Below are 15,391 nucleotides of genomic sequence, written 5' to 3' on the forward strand. Positions count from 1 at the left end.
ATCGGGCCGGCACCTTAGAGAAAGTGCTGATGGCTGACTTTATCGCAGTGATTCGACGGGCCGTAGACGGGCTCTCGAACAATACTCCGGAGATGCGCGCGCGGGTCTATGAAAAGGCTCGCGCCGCTGTCGTTCGGCAGCTCGAGAACATGTCACCGCGCCCGCCCGAGCACATGCTTCAGCGCCAGCTGGACAAGCTCGATCAGGCCATTCGGGAAGTCGAGGCAGAGCATGCCGAGGCGCTGCCGCCGCTGGATGAGGCGCCTTCTGCCGCCGTCCCGGCTGCGGCTGCGACGGCAGCTGTCGCCGCCGATGCCGCGCCGGCCTGGGCGGAGCCTGGCCCTTCGCAGGAGCCGGAAGCCGAACCCGCTCCGGTGGAAGAGGAGCCCGCTGCCGAGACTGCTCCGTATGAAGAGCCTGTCGAGGCACAGCCGGTCGTGACCGGCGACGACTGGGCCGACGCTCATATGGCAGAGGCCGCCCCGGGAGAAACGCCGGCGGCCGAGGTTTACCAGGATGTGCCCGCTCCGCAGGAGGAGCCGGTCGTTGACCAGCCTGTCGAGCCTGAGCCGGAGGTCGCCAGCGAGCCTGTGGTTGAGCACGGCACGTCCTGGCAGAGCGAACCCGCTTTCGGCCAGGTCGCTGCGGAAGACGATTATGCCGGCCTCTACGACAGCCGCGAAGAGCCTGCTGTCGCGGACGAGGTGCGGGCCGACGAGCGGCCGGAAGAAGCGAATGTCCATCCCGAGCCGGTGACGTTCGGCGATCAGCCGACGGCGGAGGAGACCTGGTCGCAGGCGGACGAGCCGGAGCCGGTGACACCCGCCTGGGATATGGCGCCGCAGGCTGAGGCTACGCCTTTCGCATCGGAGCCGCTGGCTGTTGAAGCACCGCAGGTCGAAGCGCATCTCGAACCCGAAGCACCGGCGCTCGGCCTGCGTGCCGATTCTGTTGAGGACTGGCTGCAGAGCCGCGCCCAGGATCCGGCACCGGCCATTCCGGCAGCCTCCTGGGATCTGCCGGTTGCCAGCGAGACGGCTGCGAACCGGGTGCCGGAACTGCCGGAAATCGAGCCCGGCCCGGCGGCGGTCTCCTATACGCCGACCGACGAGTTTCCGGCCTATGAAGAGCCGGTGCATGTCGAAGCCGCCCGCGACTACATCGCCCCGGAAGGGCTGCAGCTGCCCGAGGCGGATCCGCTTGTCGTGGAGAAGCTTTCGACCACACCGGCGGCCGCGACGGTTGATCCCGACGACTTCAGCCAGTGGTTCCAGGAGCATGCCGACGAGGGCAGGGCGCCGCGTGACGCCGATGCCGCAACGGCATCGGGTACCGCCCCCGCCGCGACGGAATGGGACGAGCATATCGACAGCTTCGCGCCGAGCGCCAAGGGTGCCCAGGTCGATCTGGGCGGCCAGGCTGACGGCATGGAAGCCCTGGTCGGCGGTTATGGACAGCAGCCGGCCTATCGGCTGGAACCGAAGAAGCGCCGCAACTTCGCACCGATGATCATCGGTGCGCTGGTTCTGGTGCTGCTTGCCGGTGGCGGGTATCTGGCATGGAGCATGCGCGATGACATCGGCAGCATGGTCGCCAATCTGACCGGTGAGGTTGCGCCTGCCGAAGAGACGGCGGAGGCTCCGCCGACCACTCCGGCGGAAACTGAAGCCCCTGCGGAAACCCCGGCAGCCACCGAGACCGCTGCCGCACCGGCCGAAGAGCCGCAGGAAGGCCAGAAGTTTACGCAGCGTCTGCGTGCTGATGGCACCGAGATCGACGAAGGTGCAGGCAGTGCGCCTGCGACTGGCGCACCTGCCGAAGGCCGTTCGGTCTCCGCACAGACCGTGGCGTCGACCGTCGAACCGACGGATGCGCCGGCCGCCGCAAACGGCGCGGCCTCGACCCAGACGCCGGGGACCGCTGCCAATACGGCGCCCGTTGCCGGTGGCGAAAAGCTGTTCCTCTATGAGGAGCGCATCGGTCAGGCAACGCCTGTGGCCGTGCCCGGCTCGATTACCTGGACCGCCGTGCGCGAGAATGGTCCGGACGGCCGTCCCGACCCGCAGATCCAGGGCCGCATCACGGTTCCGGAGCGGGGCATCTCGGCGCTTCTGACCTTCAAGCGCAACACCGACAACTCGCTGCCGGCAAGCCATATCATCGAGGTGGTCTTCTCGGTTCCGCCGGATTTCGAAGGCGGTGCCATCGAGAACCTGCAGCGGATCGCCATGAAGCGCACCGAGCAGGACCGCGGCGACCCGCTGGTTGCCGTAACTGCCAAGGTCACCGACGACACCTATCTGGTGGCGCTCAACGACTTCGAGGATGTGGTGAAGCGCAATCTCGAGCTTCTCTCGACCCGTGGCTGGATCGACATTCCGGTCACCTACCGCAATGGCCGCCGTGCGCTGATCACGCTGGACAAAGGCACGACGGGCGGAAATGTCTTCGAGCAGGTCCTGCGCGAATGGGCGGCGCTGTCGCCTGCCGCGCCTGCGAACTGAGGCGCGCCTGTCTGTCGCTTAAGCAATCCGCCGGAAGATCTCCGGCGGATTTTTCTTTTCACGGGGATCATCAACTGTCGGGAAAGAGGGCTCCAAGCGTCCGATCCGCGACCGACCGATTGATCCGCCAAGAGCAGGGAGACCGCATGTCGCTACAGGCGCAAAATGTTGCCAGAAGCAATGCTGACGATCCGGGCAGCGAGGCGGCCGTAGCCTTCTTGTCCGTCAGCAAGGCTTTCGGGCGCGGTGGCGGCCTTGTGCAGGCGCTCGACGGCTTGAGCCTCTCGATCCCGCGAGGTGTCGTCTATGGCCTGCTTGGGCCGAATGGGGCGGGCAAAAGCACGCTGCTGCGCATCCTGGCAGGTTTGCTGAGGCCTGATCGGGGCGAGGTCCAGATCTTCGGCGAGACCGCAAGTCCTCGGCAGAGGGCTCGTCTGGGCATGCTGATCGAGTCGCCCAGCTTCTATCCGTTTCTCTCTGCACGAGAGCATCTGCAGATGCTGGCACGCGCGCGCGGAACGCTGTCCCTGGTCGAGCCGGTGCTGCAACGGATCGGGCTCCAGGCCGCAGCCGACAAGGCGGTCTCGGGCTATTCGCTCGGCATGAAGCAGCGTCTCGGGATCGGTTGCGCGCTGATCGGCCAGCCGGAGGCGATCGTGCTGGACGAGCCGACCAACGGGCTCGATCCCGATGGCATCCTCGAAATGCGGGCGCTCATCCACGACCTCGCCCATCGAGATAGCCTGACGGTGCTGCTCTCCAGCCATCTGCTGGATGAGGTGGAGCGGGTCTGCGACCGGGTCGCCATTCTCCAGCGCGGTGTCCTGATCGCCGAAGGGGCAGTCGCCGATCTGCTCGACCGGGACGGGCGCTTCTGGCTGAAGGTGGAGGCTCCGGAGGTGCTGCTGGCGCGGCTTGGCGACAAGGCCGAGGCTGGCGATGACGGCGTCTATGTTCGGATCGAGCGGGCGGAGGTTCCTGATCTCATCCAGTCCCTCGCGCAGGCTGGCGTGCGGATTCACGAGGCCAAGTGGATCAAGCCGGATCTCGAAACCGTCTTCCTGTCCGAAACGCGGGAGGCGCGCCGATGAGATCGCTGTTTTCCGCCGAGATGCTGAAGCTGACGCGTCAGCCCGGGATCCTCTTCTGGGGCTTCCTGTCCGTGCCGCTCGCGGCGCTCGTGGTGAAGCTCGTCATTGCGGGCTTCGTCTATCTGCGGCTCGGACGGCAGTCCGGCAACATCGACCTGTTCCTGTCGGCGGCGAAGAGCCTCAGCGTCTCCGGCAACTCGCTCGGACATCTCCTGTTTGCGCTGGGTGTCGCGACGGTGTTCTTCCTCGAATATCGCTATGCCACCTGGAGGCTGCTGGTGCCGCGCTTTTCGCGCGTGCATCTCTTCGCGGCCAAACTGCTCGTCTGCCTCGTCTGGCTCGCTCTCGCGCTTCTGATCGCCGCAATCGGCGACATGGCGCTCAATCTGCTCTTCGCGATCCTGCAGGGGCAGGCTGTCGATCTCAGCGTCTCTTCGCTCTCTTCACTGGTTGCCGCCTTCGGCATTGCTTTTCTGGAGCTTGGTGTCCTCTGCGCACTGGTTGCACTGCTCGTGGTGGCCTTTCGCTCCATGATCGGCGCCGTGATCGCGGCCTTCATGCTCGGCATCGGTTCGACGGTGCTGCAGCTCTATCTGGGGACGGATGCGGATCGCTTGCCGCTGCCGAGCTATGCCGCCCAGTGGCTTCGCGATTGGCTGCTGGCAGGTGGGACGCCGGCCGCCGCACTGTTCGGCTTTGGCGTGCTTGTGGGATGGTTCGCGATCTTGACCGGGCTTGGGCTCGCGCTCTTCTCCCGTCAGCAGCTCGCGACGGAATAGCGGCTTGTTCGACACGAAAAAGCCGCCCGGCTGCCCGGGCGGCTTTGAATTGGTCGTTCAGAGTTTTAAAGCCGGTCAGGCCTCCACGACGCGCAGAGCCTTAGCGCGCTCCAGTGCATCCTTCTGGACCGCTTCCTGCACCTTCTCGAAAGCGCGGACTTCGATCTGACGGACGCGTTCGCGGCTGATGTCGAACTCGGAGGACAGCTCCTCCAGCGTCACCGGGTCTTCCGCCAGACGGCGGGCTTCGAAAATCCGGCGCTCGCGCTCGTTCAGCACGCTCATGGCGCGCTTCAACATGCTGCGGCGGGTTTCCAGCTCGTCCTGCTCGATCAGCACGTCTTCCTGACTATCGTGATCGTCGACGAGCCAATCCTGCCACTGGCCGCTTTCGCCTTCGGAGGCGCGCAGCGGCGCATTCAGCGACGCGTCGCCGGAGAGGCGGCGGTTCATCGAGATGACCTCCTCCTCCGAAACGTTCAGCTTGGTGGCAATCTCCGTGACCTGGTCGGGCTTCAGATCGCCCTCTTCGATCGCCTGGATCTTGCCCTTGAGGCGACGAAGGTTGAAGAACAGGCGCTTCTGGTTGGCGGTCGTGCCCATCTTCACGAGCGACCACGAGCGCAGGATATATTCCTGGATCGAGGCCTTGATCCACCACATGGCATAGGTCGCGAGGCGGAAGCCGCGCTCGGGGTCGAATTTCTTCACGGCCTGCATCAGGCCGACATTGCCTTCCGAAACGACTTCGCCGATCGGCAGGCCATAGCCGCGATAACCCATGGCGATCTTCGCCACGAGGCGCAGGTGGCTGGTTACGAGGCGATGAGCGGCGTCGCGGTCACCATGCTCGGCGTAACGCTTCGCGAGCATGTATTCTTCCTGCGGCTCCAGCATCGGGAACTTGCGGATTTCGTCGAGATAACGATTGAGGCCGGCTTCACCGGCAGTGATGGTCGGCAGCGTATTGCGGGCCATAAAGCACCCCCTTTTCCTTCGGGGCTCCCTAAATTGACGGCGAGCCCGATCTCCGTGGATCTCAACCCCACGGAAATCCATATGACAGATAAGTATGGCAAAACGGCGATACAAGATTTGCGTTCCGTCACGAGAGCGTGACGGACTGTCAACCGATCATGGAACGGTCGGTGATCGACTTCCAGTCTCTCACATCGCCTTCAAGGCGTCGATTACCTTCTGCAGATCCGCCGGAATCGGCGCTTCAAATCGCATGGTCTCACCCGTCGTCGGATGCTCGAAGGCGAGCAGATAGGCGTGCAGAGCCTGGCGGTGGAACTTGTTCACCGCGCGCTTGGCCTCGTCCGGCAGGAGATTGGCCTTGGTCTTGAACGCTGCGCCATATTCCTGATCCCCCACAAGTGGATTGCCGATATGGGCCATGTGGACCCGGATCTGGTGCGTGCGGCCGGTCTCCAGGCGGCATTCGACCAGCGAGGCGAGGCAGGTGGCGTCAGGCTTTTCGCCATAGCGCTCGAGCACCGTGTAATGCGTGATCGCTTCGCGGGCGTCATCGGTGTCTTCGCGCTTCACCGTGCGCTTGGTACGGTCGGCGCCAGACCGGCCAAGGGCAGCGTCGATGGTCCCGGCCAGCGTGCGCGGGCGGCCCCAGACGACGGCGCGGTAGGCGCGCTCCAGTGGGCCGGTGCGGCCATGGTCGGCGAACTGGTCGGCGAGGTGGCGATGGGCGATGTCGTTCTTGGCGACGACCATGACGCCGGACGTGTCCTTGTCGAGGCGGTGGACGATGCCCGGGCGCTTGACGCCGCCGATGCCCGACAGGCTGTCGCCACAGTGATAGATCAGCGCATTGACCAGCGTGCCATGCCAGTTGCCGGCGCCCGGATGGACGACGAGGCCCGGCGGCTTGGCGATCACGATCAGGTCCTTGTCCTCGTAGAGCACGTCGAGCGGGATGTTCTCTCCCTTCGGCTGCGGGTCTTCCGGCTCGGGCAGGTCGATGATGACGCTGTCGCCGGGCTTCACCTTGCGGTTCGGACTGTCGAGGAGCGTGCCATTCAACTGCACTGCGCCCTGCTCGATCAGCGCCTTCACCCGATTGCGGGAAAACTCGGCCCCGAGCGCTGCCGTCAGCCAGGCATCGATGCGGCCGCCCGCATCGTCCTCGGCAATCAGCTCTTTCCTTGATGCGGCGGCTTCGTTAAAGGGGTCGGTCATCATGTCATCCCGTCTTACGGCGGCCGGGGCTTTGGCCTTTGTCGCTGCCATTTGGCACAGACCGGGGGCTTCGACAATCGACAGCCGGCGAGCCCGGCGATTTTCTCCGGTCAGTTCGCCCCGGTGGAAGCGTCGACGGGAGCGCGAACACAAGTGAGAAATGACTGCAGCCATGACGCATATCGACGACGAGAACCAGGAAGATAAGCCGCTTGATCCCGTCATGGAAGGCGTTCGGCGCAAGATGGTCAAGCTGCAGCTGATCTCCGGCGGGATCATGGCGGCGCTCTTCCTCGCGGTACTGGTGTCGATCTTCTACAAGCTGACGCGTGATGAGGGCAGCGCCCAGCCGGCGGCCACATCGGCGCAGCCGTTTGCGGTTCCCTCCGACCAGCCGCTCAGCCTCACGGCCAATCTCCCCGCCGGCTTCCGCGTCGTCCAGACATCGCTGTCGGGAAGCCAGATGCTGATCTATGGCGAAACCGCCACCGGTGAGCGCAAGGCTCTCGTGTTCGATCTCGCGCTCGGCCGCATCATCGCCGACGTCACGCTTGCCGGCGACTGAGGCGGGCGTGGACGCGGGACGCCTTATCGAGATCACCGATCCCGGCGACGCCAGGATCGCCGAGTTCACCTCGATCCGCGAGCGCGATCTGACCGGCCGTCAGGGGCAGTTCATCGCCGAGGGGACCGTGGTGCTCTCGATGCTCGCCAAGGCGCATGGCGGTTCTGGTCCGGTGCGGGCCGAGAAGCTCTTGCTGCTCAAGAACCGGGTCGCAGGTCTGTCCGACGTCATCGACCAGTTCCCGGCGGATGTGCCGGTCTATGTTGCCGAGACTGCGGTGCTGGATGCGATCGCGGGCTTTCACCTGCATCGCGGCGTGCTGGCGGTCGGAAGCCGCGCTGCACCACCCGATCTTGCCAGCCTGGTCTCCCAATTGCCTGACAATGCGCTCGTGCTGGTCGGCTGCGGGATCTCGAACCACGACAATATCGGCGCCTTGTTCCGCAATGCCGCTGGGTTCACGGCCGATGCCGTGCTGCTCGACGAGACCTGTTGCGATCCGCTCTACCGCAAGGCGCTGCGCGTCTCTGTCGGCTCCGTGCTCGCCGTTCCCTATGCGCGGAAGGAGAGTGTTGAGACGGTTCTCGGCACGCTTGCCGAGGCCGGTTTCGAGATCTGGGCGCTGTCGCCTTCCGGAACGGTCGAGATCGGTGGGATCAAGCCTGGCCGACGCGTGGCGCTGGTGATGGGCACGGAGGGGGAGGGGCTACCAGCGGCAATCCTCGAACGGTTTCATTCAGCGCGGATTGCGCAGGCGCCCGGGCTCGATAGCCTCAATGTCGGCACGGCGAGCGGGATCGCGCTCTATGCGATCGCACGCGCCATGGGGCGGCTTGGCTGAGGCTTCGCCCTCGTTCTTACCGATGATGGAAGTCGATTACTCGGCCGGCGTCGCAAGACCCGCGTTGCGACCGATGGAGGGATCCATGGCCAGGACACGGTCGACCAGGCTCTTCTGCTTGTCGCCGGTCTTCTGTTGCGGACCGATGAGATCGGAAATCACGGACTGCTCGCCCTCGCGCGCCGCGGTGAGCACGATCATCTTGGCGGCGATGTCACCCAGTTCCTCGCGCAGCGCATCGTCTTCGGTTGAAGCCTTGGCCTTCAGCAGGCGTTCCGTCAGAACCGTCTGGCTGCGACGGATGTCGCTCTCGAGGACCGCGGGGTCGGATGCGAGGTTAGAATTGGCGATCTCGTCTTCGGCCATGGGGAGCTCTTTCGTCTCGGGCAGGGCAATGCCAGCCTCCCTAAGTGCACGCTGGGCCGTGCGCAGCTGAGCGTTCACGGTTTTGAGTTTTGCCCGCAGATCGGTCAGTTCGCGGGTCCGTCGCTCCGCAAGCGAGCTTGCATCGGCGCGCTCGGCGGCGTCTCGGGCCAGAATGTCTTCGAGCCGCAGAACCTTGTGTTCTTCCTGGGTGAGGCGAAGTTCGGCGTCCTTCGCGCGCTTGCCGAGCAGCTTGCTTTCGCGCCGCAGTTCTTCGCGTTCGTCGCGCATGCCCTGGATGCGGGTCTTCAGCGTGTCAATCTCGGTGTCGCGGCTCATCGCCTCGATACGCATGGTATCGATGTCGCTGAGCAGGCGGGCGATCCGGTGGGCGCGGTCTTCCAGTTCGACATCCTTGGCAGCGGAGGCAATCTCGACGCGCTTCAAGGTCTCACGGATGGCGCTGATCTCGACATCGCCACGGCGAAGCCGCGAGCGAAGATCGGCCGCTTCTGTGCTCATCTCCTCGATCTGAACCTTGAGATCCTTGTTGTCGGCCAGGAGCCGTGCAGCCTCTCCGCTGAGCGTCTCGTTCTTCAGCTTCAAAGCGATCGACTGCTCGCGCTCGCGGGTCAGTTCGTGCTGGGTGCGGGCATTTTCCGCGGCATAGAGCGCGCGCACCATGTCCTTCTGGGCGCGGATTTCCTGCGGGCTGAGCGGCATGGTCGCCTTCAGGCGGTTTTCCGTGTAGTGCACGACACGCTGATGCACCGCCGGGGCGACGAGCATCACCAGCAGCGCTGCCGCCATAAATCCCATTGCGAAAATCAGGGCATATTCAATCACGGTCGCGCCACAGCAGTCTGAGAGAATTAGCAGTTAGTTAAGCATGCCGGCCGCCACCCGGCAAGCAAAACGGCTGGCGGTGCGGCGTCCTTCGACGAATATGGCTAACGACACACCAGATCGAGCTTGCGTGAGCCTGAGCGGCGCAACTTGCCAGCTCAGAAAGGGTTCCAGGTGGGTGCGCGGGTCAGCTTGAGGTAACCGACATTGACGCCGAGGCGGGCGCCGACGCCGGTGCGAATCGGAACGAGGATCACGTCGCGGCTCTTCAGGACCGTCATGCCGACGCCGGCGACGATATAGGCCGAGCCGCTGACGCCGCCATAGCGCGCATAGAGCGTGTCGACGTCGGGCAGGTCATAGACGAGCATCATCGCGCGGGTGCCGTTGCCGCCGTAATCGATGCCGAGGGACGGGCCCTGCCAGAAGACGTCATGCTGGCCGACATTCTTCGTGTAGAGCGTGCCTTCGCCGTAGGTCAGGCCGGCGATCAGGGCGCCCGAGCCTTCCTGGCCGAGGATATAGCCGTTCGGCAGGCCATATTGTTCGAAGGCCTGTTCGATCACCTTTGCCAATGCGCCGCTGGTTTCGCCGAAGAAGCCGTGACCGGCATCGACCACTTCCTGGATCGAATATTCGCCGGCGGCTTCGGCAGGGCGCTGCGCGACTGCGATGCTGATCAGTGCCAGAACGGCCAGGGCCATTGCCTTGAACGACAGCGGGGAGCGGTGGGGCAGGTGATGCATGGTGCCTCCTGAATGCGACGCCGATGGATTCGGCATCTTCCTTGGGGGTAATTAAACCTAGCGAGCATCGTCTTAATAATCGGTTTACCAAATATGGTGTCATTATGGCCGAACGGCATCCGACCAAGTCGCGGCCTGCGGACCTGCGTCCGCCTGTTGCGCTGAGGGTCCACATCTTCTGGAGACGACCATGGCGAAGAACCCCAACCTCACGCTGGCAGGTCCCGACCTTGCGGCGCTGCTGTGCAGCCGCGTCTGCCACGACGTCATCTCGCCTGTCGGCGCGATCAACAACGGCCTCGAACTGCTCGACGAGGGCGGTGCCGATGCCGATGCGATGGATCTGATCCGCACCAGTGCGCTCAATGCCTCCGTCCGCCTCAAGTTTGCGCGCCTTGCTTTCGGTGCCTCGGGCTCCGTTGGCGCATCGATCGACACGGGCGAGGCCGAGAAGGCCGCGAAGGATTTCGCGCTTGCCGAAAAGAAGACCGAGGTCACCTGGAGCGGTCCGCGCGCGATCATTGCCAAGAACCGCGTGAAGCTGCTGCTCAACCTCTTCCTGGTCGCCTATGGCGCCATTCCGCGCGGCGGCTCGCTCGACATCTCGCTCGAGAACCCTGAGACCGACGCGAAGTTCAAAATCGTTGCCAAGGGCCGCATGCTGCGCGTGCCGCCGAAGTATCAGGAAATCCTGTCCGGCCAGCTCGAGGAAGCAGTCGATGCGCATTCCATCCAGCCCTATTACACGGTGCTGCTGGCAGACGAGTGCGGCATGGAGCTGAAATGCGTTCCCAGCGAAGGCGAGATCGCCTTCACCGCCGAAGTGATCGCCTGAGCCGTCCCAAACTGGGACGGTGGGGTGATACAACCGGTAACTTTTCCTTAGTCGCGGCCCGGTATGGTGTCGGATACAATTGAAATCCCCGTCACGGGGAGGGGAGTTGACCATGAAGCGCTTGATGATCGCAGACGGCTCGGACATCGTTCGCAAGGTCGGCAAGAAGATCCTTTCGGAGCTTGGTTACCAGATCTCCGAGGCCGCTTCCGGCCGTGAGGCGCTGACGCGCTGTGAACGCGAGCTTCCCGACGTGATGATTGTCGATGCCGGCATGGCCGACGCGCTGGATCTGATCTCGAATGTCCGTGCGCTGCCCGAGGGCAAGGCCGTCAAGATCTACTACTGCGTGGTGGAAGCGGAGCTGAAGGTGATGATGGCCGGCAAGCGCGCCGGAGCCAACGACTTCCTGCTCAAGCCGTTCGATCGCGAGATCCTGACCAAGACCTTCGGCGACAAGGCGATCGCCGCCTGATTTCACAGTCCTGATCGATCTGCAAAAGGCGGCACTGAACGTGTCGCCTTTTTATCGTCTGCGCTTGGCCCGATCTGATTGCCTGAGTGGTGGCCCCAGAAAACAAGAAGCCCGCGTCCAGGACGCGGGCCTCTTGATCAGGAAAGGGAAAGGCCTCAGGCCGTTTCCATGTATTCCGCGCCATCCGGCTCGCGCAGCACATAGCCACGGCCCCAGACGGTTTCGATATAGTTTGCGCCGCCGGCGGCGTTTGCGAGCTTCTTGCGCAGCTTGCAGATGAAGACGTCGATGATCTTCAGTTCCGGCTCGTCCATGCCACCATAGAGGTGGTTCAGGAACATTTCCTTGGTGAGCGTGGTACCCTTGCGGAGCGAGAGGAGCTCCAGCATCTGGTATTCCTTGCCCGTCAGGTGAACGCGCTGACCACCGACTTCGACAGTCTTGGCATCGAGATTGACGATCAGTTCACCGGTGATGATGATCGACTGGGCGTGACCCTTGGAGCGACGAACGATCGCGTGAATGCGGGCAACCAGCTCGTCCTTGTGGAACGGCTTCGTCATGTAGTCGTCGGCGCCGAAGCCGAGACCGCGCACCTTGTCTTCAATGCCTGCCATGCCGGAAAGTATCAGGATCGGCGTCTTCACCTTCGACAGGCGAAGAGTACGCAGCACCTCGTAGCCGGACATGTCGGGCAGGTTCAGGTCGAGCAGAATGATATCGTAGTCGTAGAGTTTCCCGAGATCGACACCTTCTTCGCCGAGATCGGTAGTGTAGACGTTGAAGCTCTCGGACTTGAGCATCAGTTCTATGCTCTGCGCCGTCGCGCTATCGTCTTCAATGAGTAGAACCCGCATATTTATCCCCTTTACCGCCGCCGAAAGGTCAAGTTGGCCCCCTACGCGATACGGATCCAGTCGTTGCCTGATTTGAAGGCTGCCACCAATTGGTTAACAAATTCTGATTCCCTCTGGCAAGGTGTATCGAATTTATTAAGCAAAGATATCAGCCTCCTGATTCTTCATGTGTTTCGGTCATCGCCACACCTGAATCAGCGCCTCAGGAATCCCCTGTAACCGATTCATTTGACTCATCATTGTCAGGAGCTCTTTTCGGGCTCTGGCATTTACTGACCCTTAAGTGATCGGGCTTATCATTAACGATGCCCGTAAACGAAAGGTTACCAAGGGTAGCTTTTTGTTAACGCCGCGGACTTTTTTTGGACGAATCGGTGGCGGGCGTGTTGAGTAGCAAGTGTGGCGGGGGATCTCGCATCACGGGAGTATTGCGTATGAAGTCGCGTGAGAGCCTGGTACGCCTGAAGGGATTTCAGGTCACCGAAAAACGTCGGCAATTGCAGCAGTTGCAGTCTATGATGTCGGAGTTCGAACGGATGGCGAAGGAGCTCGAGGCTCAGATCGGCATCGAGGAAAAGAAATCGGGCATCACCGATCCCAATCATTTCGCCTATCCCACCTTCGCCAAGGCAGCTCGCCAGCGTGCGGACAATCTTCAGGTCTCGATCCGGGAACTGAAAGTCCAGCAGGAAGCGGCCGAACTGGCGTTGGAAGAGGCTGAAGCGGAATACCAGAAGGCGGCCGCTCTCGAAGAGCGCGATGGCCAGATGCGTGTCCGGGCCTGAATAACGCTATTCAGTCTGGTTGAGATTTCGAAAGAGAAGGCGGTCGCGGATACTCCCGCGTCCGCCTTCGTTCGTTTTCAAGAGACGTGTCAGCTCTTGCGGACGTCGTTCCAATCCGGGTGACGATCCATCTGCGCCTTCATGAAAGGGCAGAGGGGGATTATCTTCCAGCCCCCCTTGCGGGCTTCGGCCACCGCATGTTCCGCGAGCGCCTGGCCGGCGCCCGTTCCGCGCATGTCCGCGGGCACCTCGGTGTGATCGATGATGATCAGGCTGGCCGAGGCGCGGGAAAAGGTCATGATCGCAGGCTGTTCAATTCCCTCGACGCGGCCAACATAACGCCCGCCGGATCCGGCTTCTTCACTGGTGATCTGCATCCTTGCCTCCTGTTGCCGTGGTCGTGGCCTTCTGCTTAACATCGGGCTCAGCGGACCGGCAACGACGTGGTCGGACACGCAGTGTTCGATATCGGAAGGGGTTCTTCTTGCTGGTCTGGTTGAAGGCGCTGCTTCTCGTCGGTGCTTCCTTTGCGTTCGCGCTCGGCATCACTCTTCCGCTGATGCGCTTTGAAAGTTTCTATCTCTTTTCCACAGATGCCTCGCTCGTCGAGGTCATTCTCTCGCTCTGGTCGGGTGGCGACGGTTTGTTGGCGCTGCTGGTCGGGCTCGTTTCGATCGCCTTTCCGCTGGTCAAACTCCTGCTGGTCGCGGCTGAACAGGTGGCGAAGGAGGGGGCAGCGCGCGCGGGGATGCTCGATCGGCTGGTTCCTGTCTTGTCGAAATGGTCGATGATGGATGTGCTTCTGGTCGCGATCGTCATCTTCGCGACGAAGACCAGCGGTCTGGCGCAGGCCTTTACCCAGCCGGGGCTCTGGTTCTATGCCGGATCAAGCCTCGCCGTCGTGGCCTTGAGCGCGCTGGGCAGAAAAGCCGAAGCCCAGGAATCATGAAACCGGCAGGCTGGGCCATGCCGGTTCAGGAATGTGTCTTGTCAAAATATCGTCGTGCCGGCCAGGCCGGCACCAAAGGTACTAATGGCGATACTGCTGAATGCGGGTGGTGCGCAGGCCCGGCAGGCCGTGGTCGCTGATGGAGGACTGCCAGGAGAGAAACTCTTCCACGGTCAGCGTGTAGCGTTCGCAGGCTTCTTCCAGGCTCAAAAGGCCGCCACGCACAGCCGCGACAACCTCAGCCTTGCGGCGGATCACCCAGCGGCGTGTATTGGCCGGCGGAAGATCGGCAATCGTCAGGGGGCTGCCATCGGGGCCGATGACATATTTCACTCGGGGGCGGATCATTTCGGTCATTGGACTCTCTATACAAACTCAAGACCACACACCCTGATACTAGGACCGATGCTTTAAAATTTGCCTAAGCCCATTGTAAGCATTTGATAATAATTTTCGCGACGCGGGCTCACCAAGATTCGCAGGGTTTTGCGCAAGTTGAGTAAACTTGCGGCAATTGCATAGGAGTTATGCGGCTCCCGTGACTGGTGCCCATCTGGGATTTGTGGCATTGGGCGCCCATCAAGAAACCCATGCCGGCTGATCCGTCAGTCGTAAGGGCAATGTCGAGCCAAGCGGATCCTCGTTCGAGCCGCAAGACCGGCGACAGGCCCAGATGATACCCGTTCCTCAATGGAACGACTCAAAGTCCATAAACATTCAGATCCCGATCGGACGAACGTCTGGTCGAAAGGAGTTTTATGTTCAGGCCAACTGATGTGACGAGCGGTCACAGTCTTGGTGACGGTCCTGCCGTTTTTCAGAGCGAGGCGCTCTCCACGGGGTCGTGGGGTCGGGAGCTTTTCTCGCTCGGGCGTGCCTATGGCTTTCGCCACTGTCTTCTCGCGCGCTTCCCGAAGGCTGACAGCCCGGAATTCTCGGCCAATCTCATCGTCTGCACCTGGCCGGACGAGTTGAGGCTGGGCTACGAGGCGGCGGAAGTCTATGCCGGCAGCCAGCTGGTCGCGCGGATCAAGCAATCGATCCTGCCGATCTACAGCGAAGACAATCTGTTTCTCGGAACTGCCGGATCCGAAGCCCGCCAGCCGGTGGCGCCGCTCTTCCAGAATTTCGACCTCGGCGCCTCGCTCGCCTACAGCCTCTACGACCGTAATCAGACCCAGTATATCCTGGTCTTCTCCGGGCGGGCGACAGAGCCCGAACGCCAGCAGATCGCATCGCTCCAGCTGAGCGCGATGGAACTGCTCGACGCCGGCGTCGAGGCCCTGGTGCCGCGTCTCGGCCCCAAGGAAAAGCTTTCTGCACGCGAGATCGAATGTCTGCGCTGGTCGGCCGCCGGCAAGAGCAGCGACGAAATCGCCATCATTCTCGATATCTCGAGCCACACCGTGGTCAGCTATCTGAAGAGTGCGATGCGCAAGCTGGAAGCGGTCAACCGCATGCAGGCCGTGGCGCGCGCCTGCCGCTATCGTCTCCTCTGAGACGCCAATTCACCACCAGTAGGATCAGGCGCCGCGTAGTCCGTGGCGCCTTTTTTATGT

At 62.6% G+C, this 15,391-nt stretch carries 17 protein-coding genes; 10 read left to right on the forward strand and 7 right to left on the reverse strand.

Features of this window, described 5'->3' with window-relative positions; translation table 11 throughout:
* The first annotated feature begins 29 nt into the window (after nucleotides 1–29).
* The 3 genes from FAA86_RS02705 (at nucleotide 30) to FAA86_RS02715 (ending at nucleotide 4,374) form a co-directional block, all read left to right on the forward strand.
* On the forward strand, nucleotides 30–2,504 hold the full coding sequence (locus FAA86_RS02705; protein ID WP_136538231.1) for a hypothetical protein: 2,475 nt from the start codon (nucleotides 30–32) through the stop codon (nucleotides 2,502–2,504).
* Nucleotides 2,505–2,650: 146 nt separating this feature from the next.
* Nucleotides 2,651–3,595 carry an ABC transporter ATP-binding protein gene (locus tag FAA86_RS02710; RefSeq protein WP_246034980.1) on the forward strand — a complete coding sequence of 315 codons (945 nt, stop codon included), beginning with the start codon at nucleotides 2,651–2,653 and terminating at the stop codon, nucleotides 3,593–3,595.
* On the forward strand, nucleotides 3,592–4,374 hold the full coding sequence (locus tag FAA86_RS02715; protein ID WP_136538233.1) for an ABC transporter permease: 783 nt from the start codon (nucleotides 3,592–3,594) through the stop codon (nucleotides 4,372–4,374). The genes FAA86_RS02710 and FAA86_RS02715 overlap by 4 nt, the downstream gene beginning before the upstream one ends.
* 75 nt (nucleotides 4,375–4,449) lie before the next feature.
* Here FAA86_RS02715 and rpoH read toward each other — a convergent pair whose 3' ends face one another.
* Nucleotides 4,450–5,352: an RNA polymerase sigma factor RpoH gene (gene rpoH / locus FAA86_RS02720; RefSeq protein WP_136538234.1), complete on the reverse strand. Its 903-nt coding sequence runs from the start codon at nucleotides 5,350–5,352 to the stop codon at nucleotides 4,450–4,452.
* A 189-nt stretch (nucleotides 5,353–5,541) separates the two neighbouring features.
* Nucleotides 5,542–6,570, reverse strand: coding sequence for an RluA family pseudouridine synthase (locus FAA86_RS02725; protein ID WP_136538235.1), 1,029 nt, complete (start codon nucleotides 6,568–6,570; stop codon nucleotides 5,542–5,544).
* Between the two features lie 172 nt (nucleotides 6,571–6,742).
* Here FAA86_RS02725 and FAA86_RS02730 point away from each other — a divergent pair, with 172 nt between their 5' ends.
* Nucleotides 6,743–7,135, forward strand: a complete 393-nt coding sequence (locus FAA86_RS02730; RefSeq protein ID WP_136538340.1) for a hypothetical protein — start codon at nucleotides 6,743–6,745, stop codon at nucleotides 7,133–7,135.
* A 7-nt stretch (nucleotides 7,136–7,142) separates the two neighbouring features.
* Nucleotides 7,143–7,976 carry a TrmH family RNA methyltransferase gene (locus FAA86_RS02735; RefSeq protein ID WP_246034981.1) on the forward strand — a complete coding sequence of 278 codons (834 nt, stop codon included), beginning with the start codon at nucleotides 7,143–7,145 and terminating at the stop codon, nucleotides 7,974–7,976.
* A gap of 36 nt (nucleotides 7,977–8,012) precedes the next feature.
* Here FAA86_RS02735 and FAA86_RS02740 read toward each other — a convergent pair whose 3' ends face one another.
* Together FAA86_RS02740 and FAA86_RS02745 are read right to left on the reverse strand one after the other, a co-directional pair.
* Entirely contained in the window at nucleotides 8,013–9,158 is a 1,146-nt protein-coding gene (locus FAA86_RS02740; protein WP_246034982.1) for a coiled-coil domain-containing protein, read from the reverse strand.
* A 185-nt stretch (nucleotides 9,159–9,343) separates the two neighbouring features.
* Complete coding sequence (locus FAA86_RS02745) at nucleotides 9,344–9,931, reverse strand: DUF1134 domain-containing protein (RefSeq protein ID WP_136538237.1); 588 nt, start codon at nucleotides 9,929–9,931, stop codon at nucleotides 9,344–9,346.
* Between the two features lie 190 nt (nucleotides 9,932–10,121).
* On the opposite strand from FAA86_RS02745, the gene chpT reads away from it, so the two are divergent.
* Both chpT and FAA86_RS02755 read left to right on the forward strand, forming a co-directional pair.
* Nucleotides 10,122–10,766, forward strand: coding sequence for a histidine phosphotransferase ChpT (chpT, locus tag FAA86_RS02750; RefSeq protein WP_136538238.1), 645 nt, complete (start codon nucleotides 10,122–10,124; stop codon nucleotides 10,764–10,766).
* A 112-nt stretch (nucleotides 10,767–10,878) separates the two neighbouring features.
* Nucleotides 10,879–11,241: a response regulator gene (locus FAA86_RS02755; protein ID WP_113458433.1), complete on the forward strand. Its 363-nt coding sequence runs from the start codon at nucleotides 10,879–10,881 to the stop codon at nucleotides 11,239–11,241.
* 155 nt (nucleotides 11,242–11,396) lie between these two features.
* Here the strand turns inward: FAA86_RS02755 and ctrA are convergent, their stop codons facing one another.
* Nucleotides 11,397–12,098 (reverse strand): response regulator transcription factor CtrA, encoded by a 702-nt coding sequence (gene ctrA, locus FAA86_RS02760; RefSeq protein WP_054148338.1) that lies wholly within the window; start codon nucleotides 12,096–12,098, stop codon nucleotides 11,397–11,399.
* A gap of 434 nt (nucleotides 12,099–12,532) precedes the next feature.
* Between ctrA and FAA86_RS02765 the strand changes: the two genes are divergently transcribed.
* Nucleotides 12,533–12,883, forward strand: coding sequence for a hypothetical protein (locus FAA86_RS02765; RefSeq protein WP_054148339.1), 351 nt, complete (start codon nucleotides 12,533–12,535; stop codon nucleotides 12,881–12,883).
* Nucleotides 12,884–12,972: 89 nt separating this feature from the next.
* Here the strand turns inward: FAA86_RS02765 and FAA86_RS02770 are convergent, their stop codons facing one another.
* A complete protein-coding gene (locus FAA86_RS02770) occupies nucleotides 12,973–13,260 on the reverse strand; it encodes a GNAT family N-acetyltransferase (protein WP_136538239.1) in 288 nt (95 codons plus the stop codon).
* A 107-nt stretch (nucleotides 13,261–13,367) separates the two neighbouring features.
* On the opposite strand from FAA86_RS02770, the gene FAA86_RS02775 reads away from it, so the two are divergent.
* Entirely contained in the window at nucleotides 13,368–13,832 is a 465-nt protein-coding gene (locus FAA86_RS02775; protein WP_136538240.1) for a paraquat-inducible protein A, read from the forward strand.
* Nucleotides 13,833–13,913: 81 nt separating this feature from the next.
* Here the strand turns inward: FAA86_RS02775 and sciP are convergent, their stop codons facing one another.
* Nucleotides 13,914–14,189, reverse strand: a complete 276-nt coding sequence (gene sciP / locus FAA86_RS02780; protein ID WP_007606379.1) for a CtrA inhibitor SciP — start codon at nucleotides 14,187–14,189, stop codon at nucleotides 13,914–13,916.
* Nucleotides 14,190–14,590: 401 nt separating this feature from the next.
* Between sciP and FAA86_RS02785 the strand changes: the two genes are divergently transcribed.
* Complete coding sequence (locus FAA86_RS02785; RefSeq protein ID WP_113458430.1) at nucleotides 14,591–15,331, forward strand: helix-turn-helix transcriptional regulator; 741 nt, start codon at nucleotides 14,591–14,593, stop codon at nucleotides 15,329–15,331.
* The last annotated feature ends 60 nt before the right edge of the window (nucleotides 15,332–15,391 follow it).

Source organism: Rhizobium rosettiformans W3, assembly GCF_004912135.1.
Classification (GTDB): domain Bacteria; phylum Pseudomonadota; class Alphaproteobacteria; order Rhizobiales; family Rhizobiaceae; genus Allorhizobium; species Allorhizobium rosettiformans.

Coding starts and splice junctions, on each gene's coding strand:
- FAA86_RS02705 (WP_136538231.1), top strand. CDS start 30: ATGGCTGACTTTATCGCAGTGATTCGACGGGCCGTAGACGGGCTCTCG.
- FAA86_RS02710 (WP_246034980.1), top strand. CDS start 2,651: ATGTCGCTACAGGCGCAAAATGTTGCCAGAAGCAATGCTGACGATCCG.
- FAA86_RS02715 (WP_136538233.1), top strand. CDS start 3,592: ATGAGATCGCTGTTTTCCGCCGAGATGCTGAAGCTGACGCGTCAGCCC.
- rpoH (WP_136538234.1), bottom strand. CDS start 5,352: ATGGCCCGCAATACGCTGCCGACCATCACTGCCGGTGAAGCCGGCCTC.
- FAA86_RS02725 (WP_136538235.1), bottom strand. CDS start 6,570: ATGACCGACCCCTTTAACGAAGCCGCCGCATCAAGGAAAGAGCTGATT.
- FAA86_RS02730 (WP_136538340.1), top strand. CDS start 6,743: ATGACGCATATCGACGACGAGAACCAGGAAGATAAGCCGCTTGATCCC.
- FAA86_RS02740 (WP_246034982.1), bottom strand. CDS start 9,158: ATGGGATTTATGGCGGCAGCGCTGCTGGTGATGCTCGTCGCCCCGGCG.
- FAA86_RS02745 (WP_136538237.1), bottom strand. CDS start 9,931: ATGCATCACCTGCCCCACCGCTCCCCGCTGTCGTTCAAGGCAATGGCC.
- chpT (WP_136538238.1), top strand. CDS start 10,122: ATGGCGAAGAACCCCAACCTCACGCTGGCAGGTCCCGACCTTGCGGCG.
- FAA86_RS02755 (WP_113458433.1), top strand. CDS start 10,879: ATGAAGCGCTTGATGATCGCAGACGGCTCGGACATCGTTCGCAAGGTC.
- ctrA (WP_054148338.1), bottom strand. CDS start 12,098: ATGCGGGTTCTACTCATTGAAGACGATAGCGCGACGGCGCAGAGCATA.
- FAA86_RS02765 (WP_054148339.1), top strand. CDS start 12,533: ATGAAGTCGCGTGAGAGCCTGGTACGCCTGAAGGGATTTCAGGTCACC.
- FAA86_RS02770 (WP_136538239.1), bottom strand. CDS start 13,260: ATGCAGATCACCAGTGAAGAAGCCGGATCCGGCGGGCGTTATGTTGGC.
- sciP (WP_007606379.1), bottom strand. CDS start 14,189: ATGACCGAAATGATCCGCCCCCGAGTGAAATATGTCATCGGCCCCGAT.
- FAA86_RS02785 (WP_113458430.1), top strand. CDS start 14,591: ATGTTCAGGCCAACTGATGTGACGAGCGGTCACAGTCTTGGTGACGGT.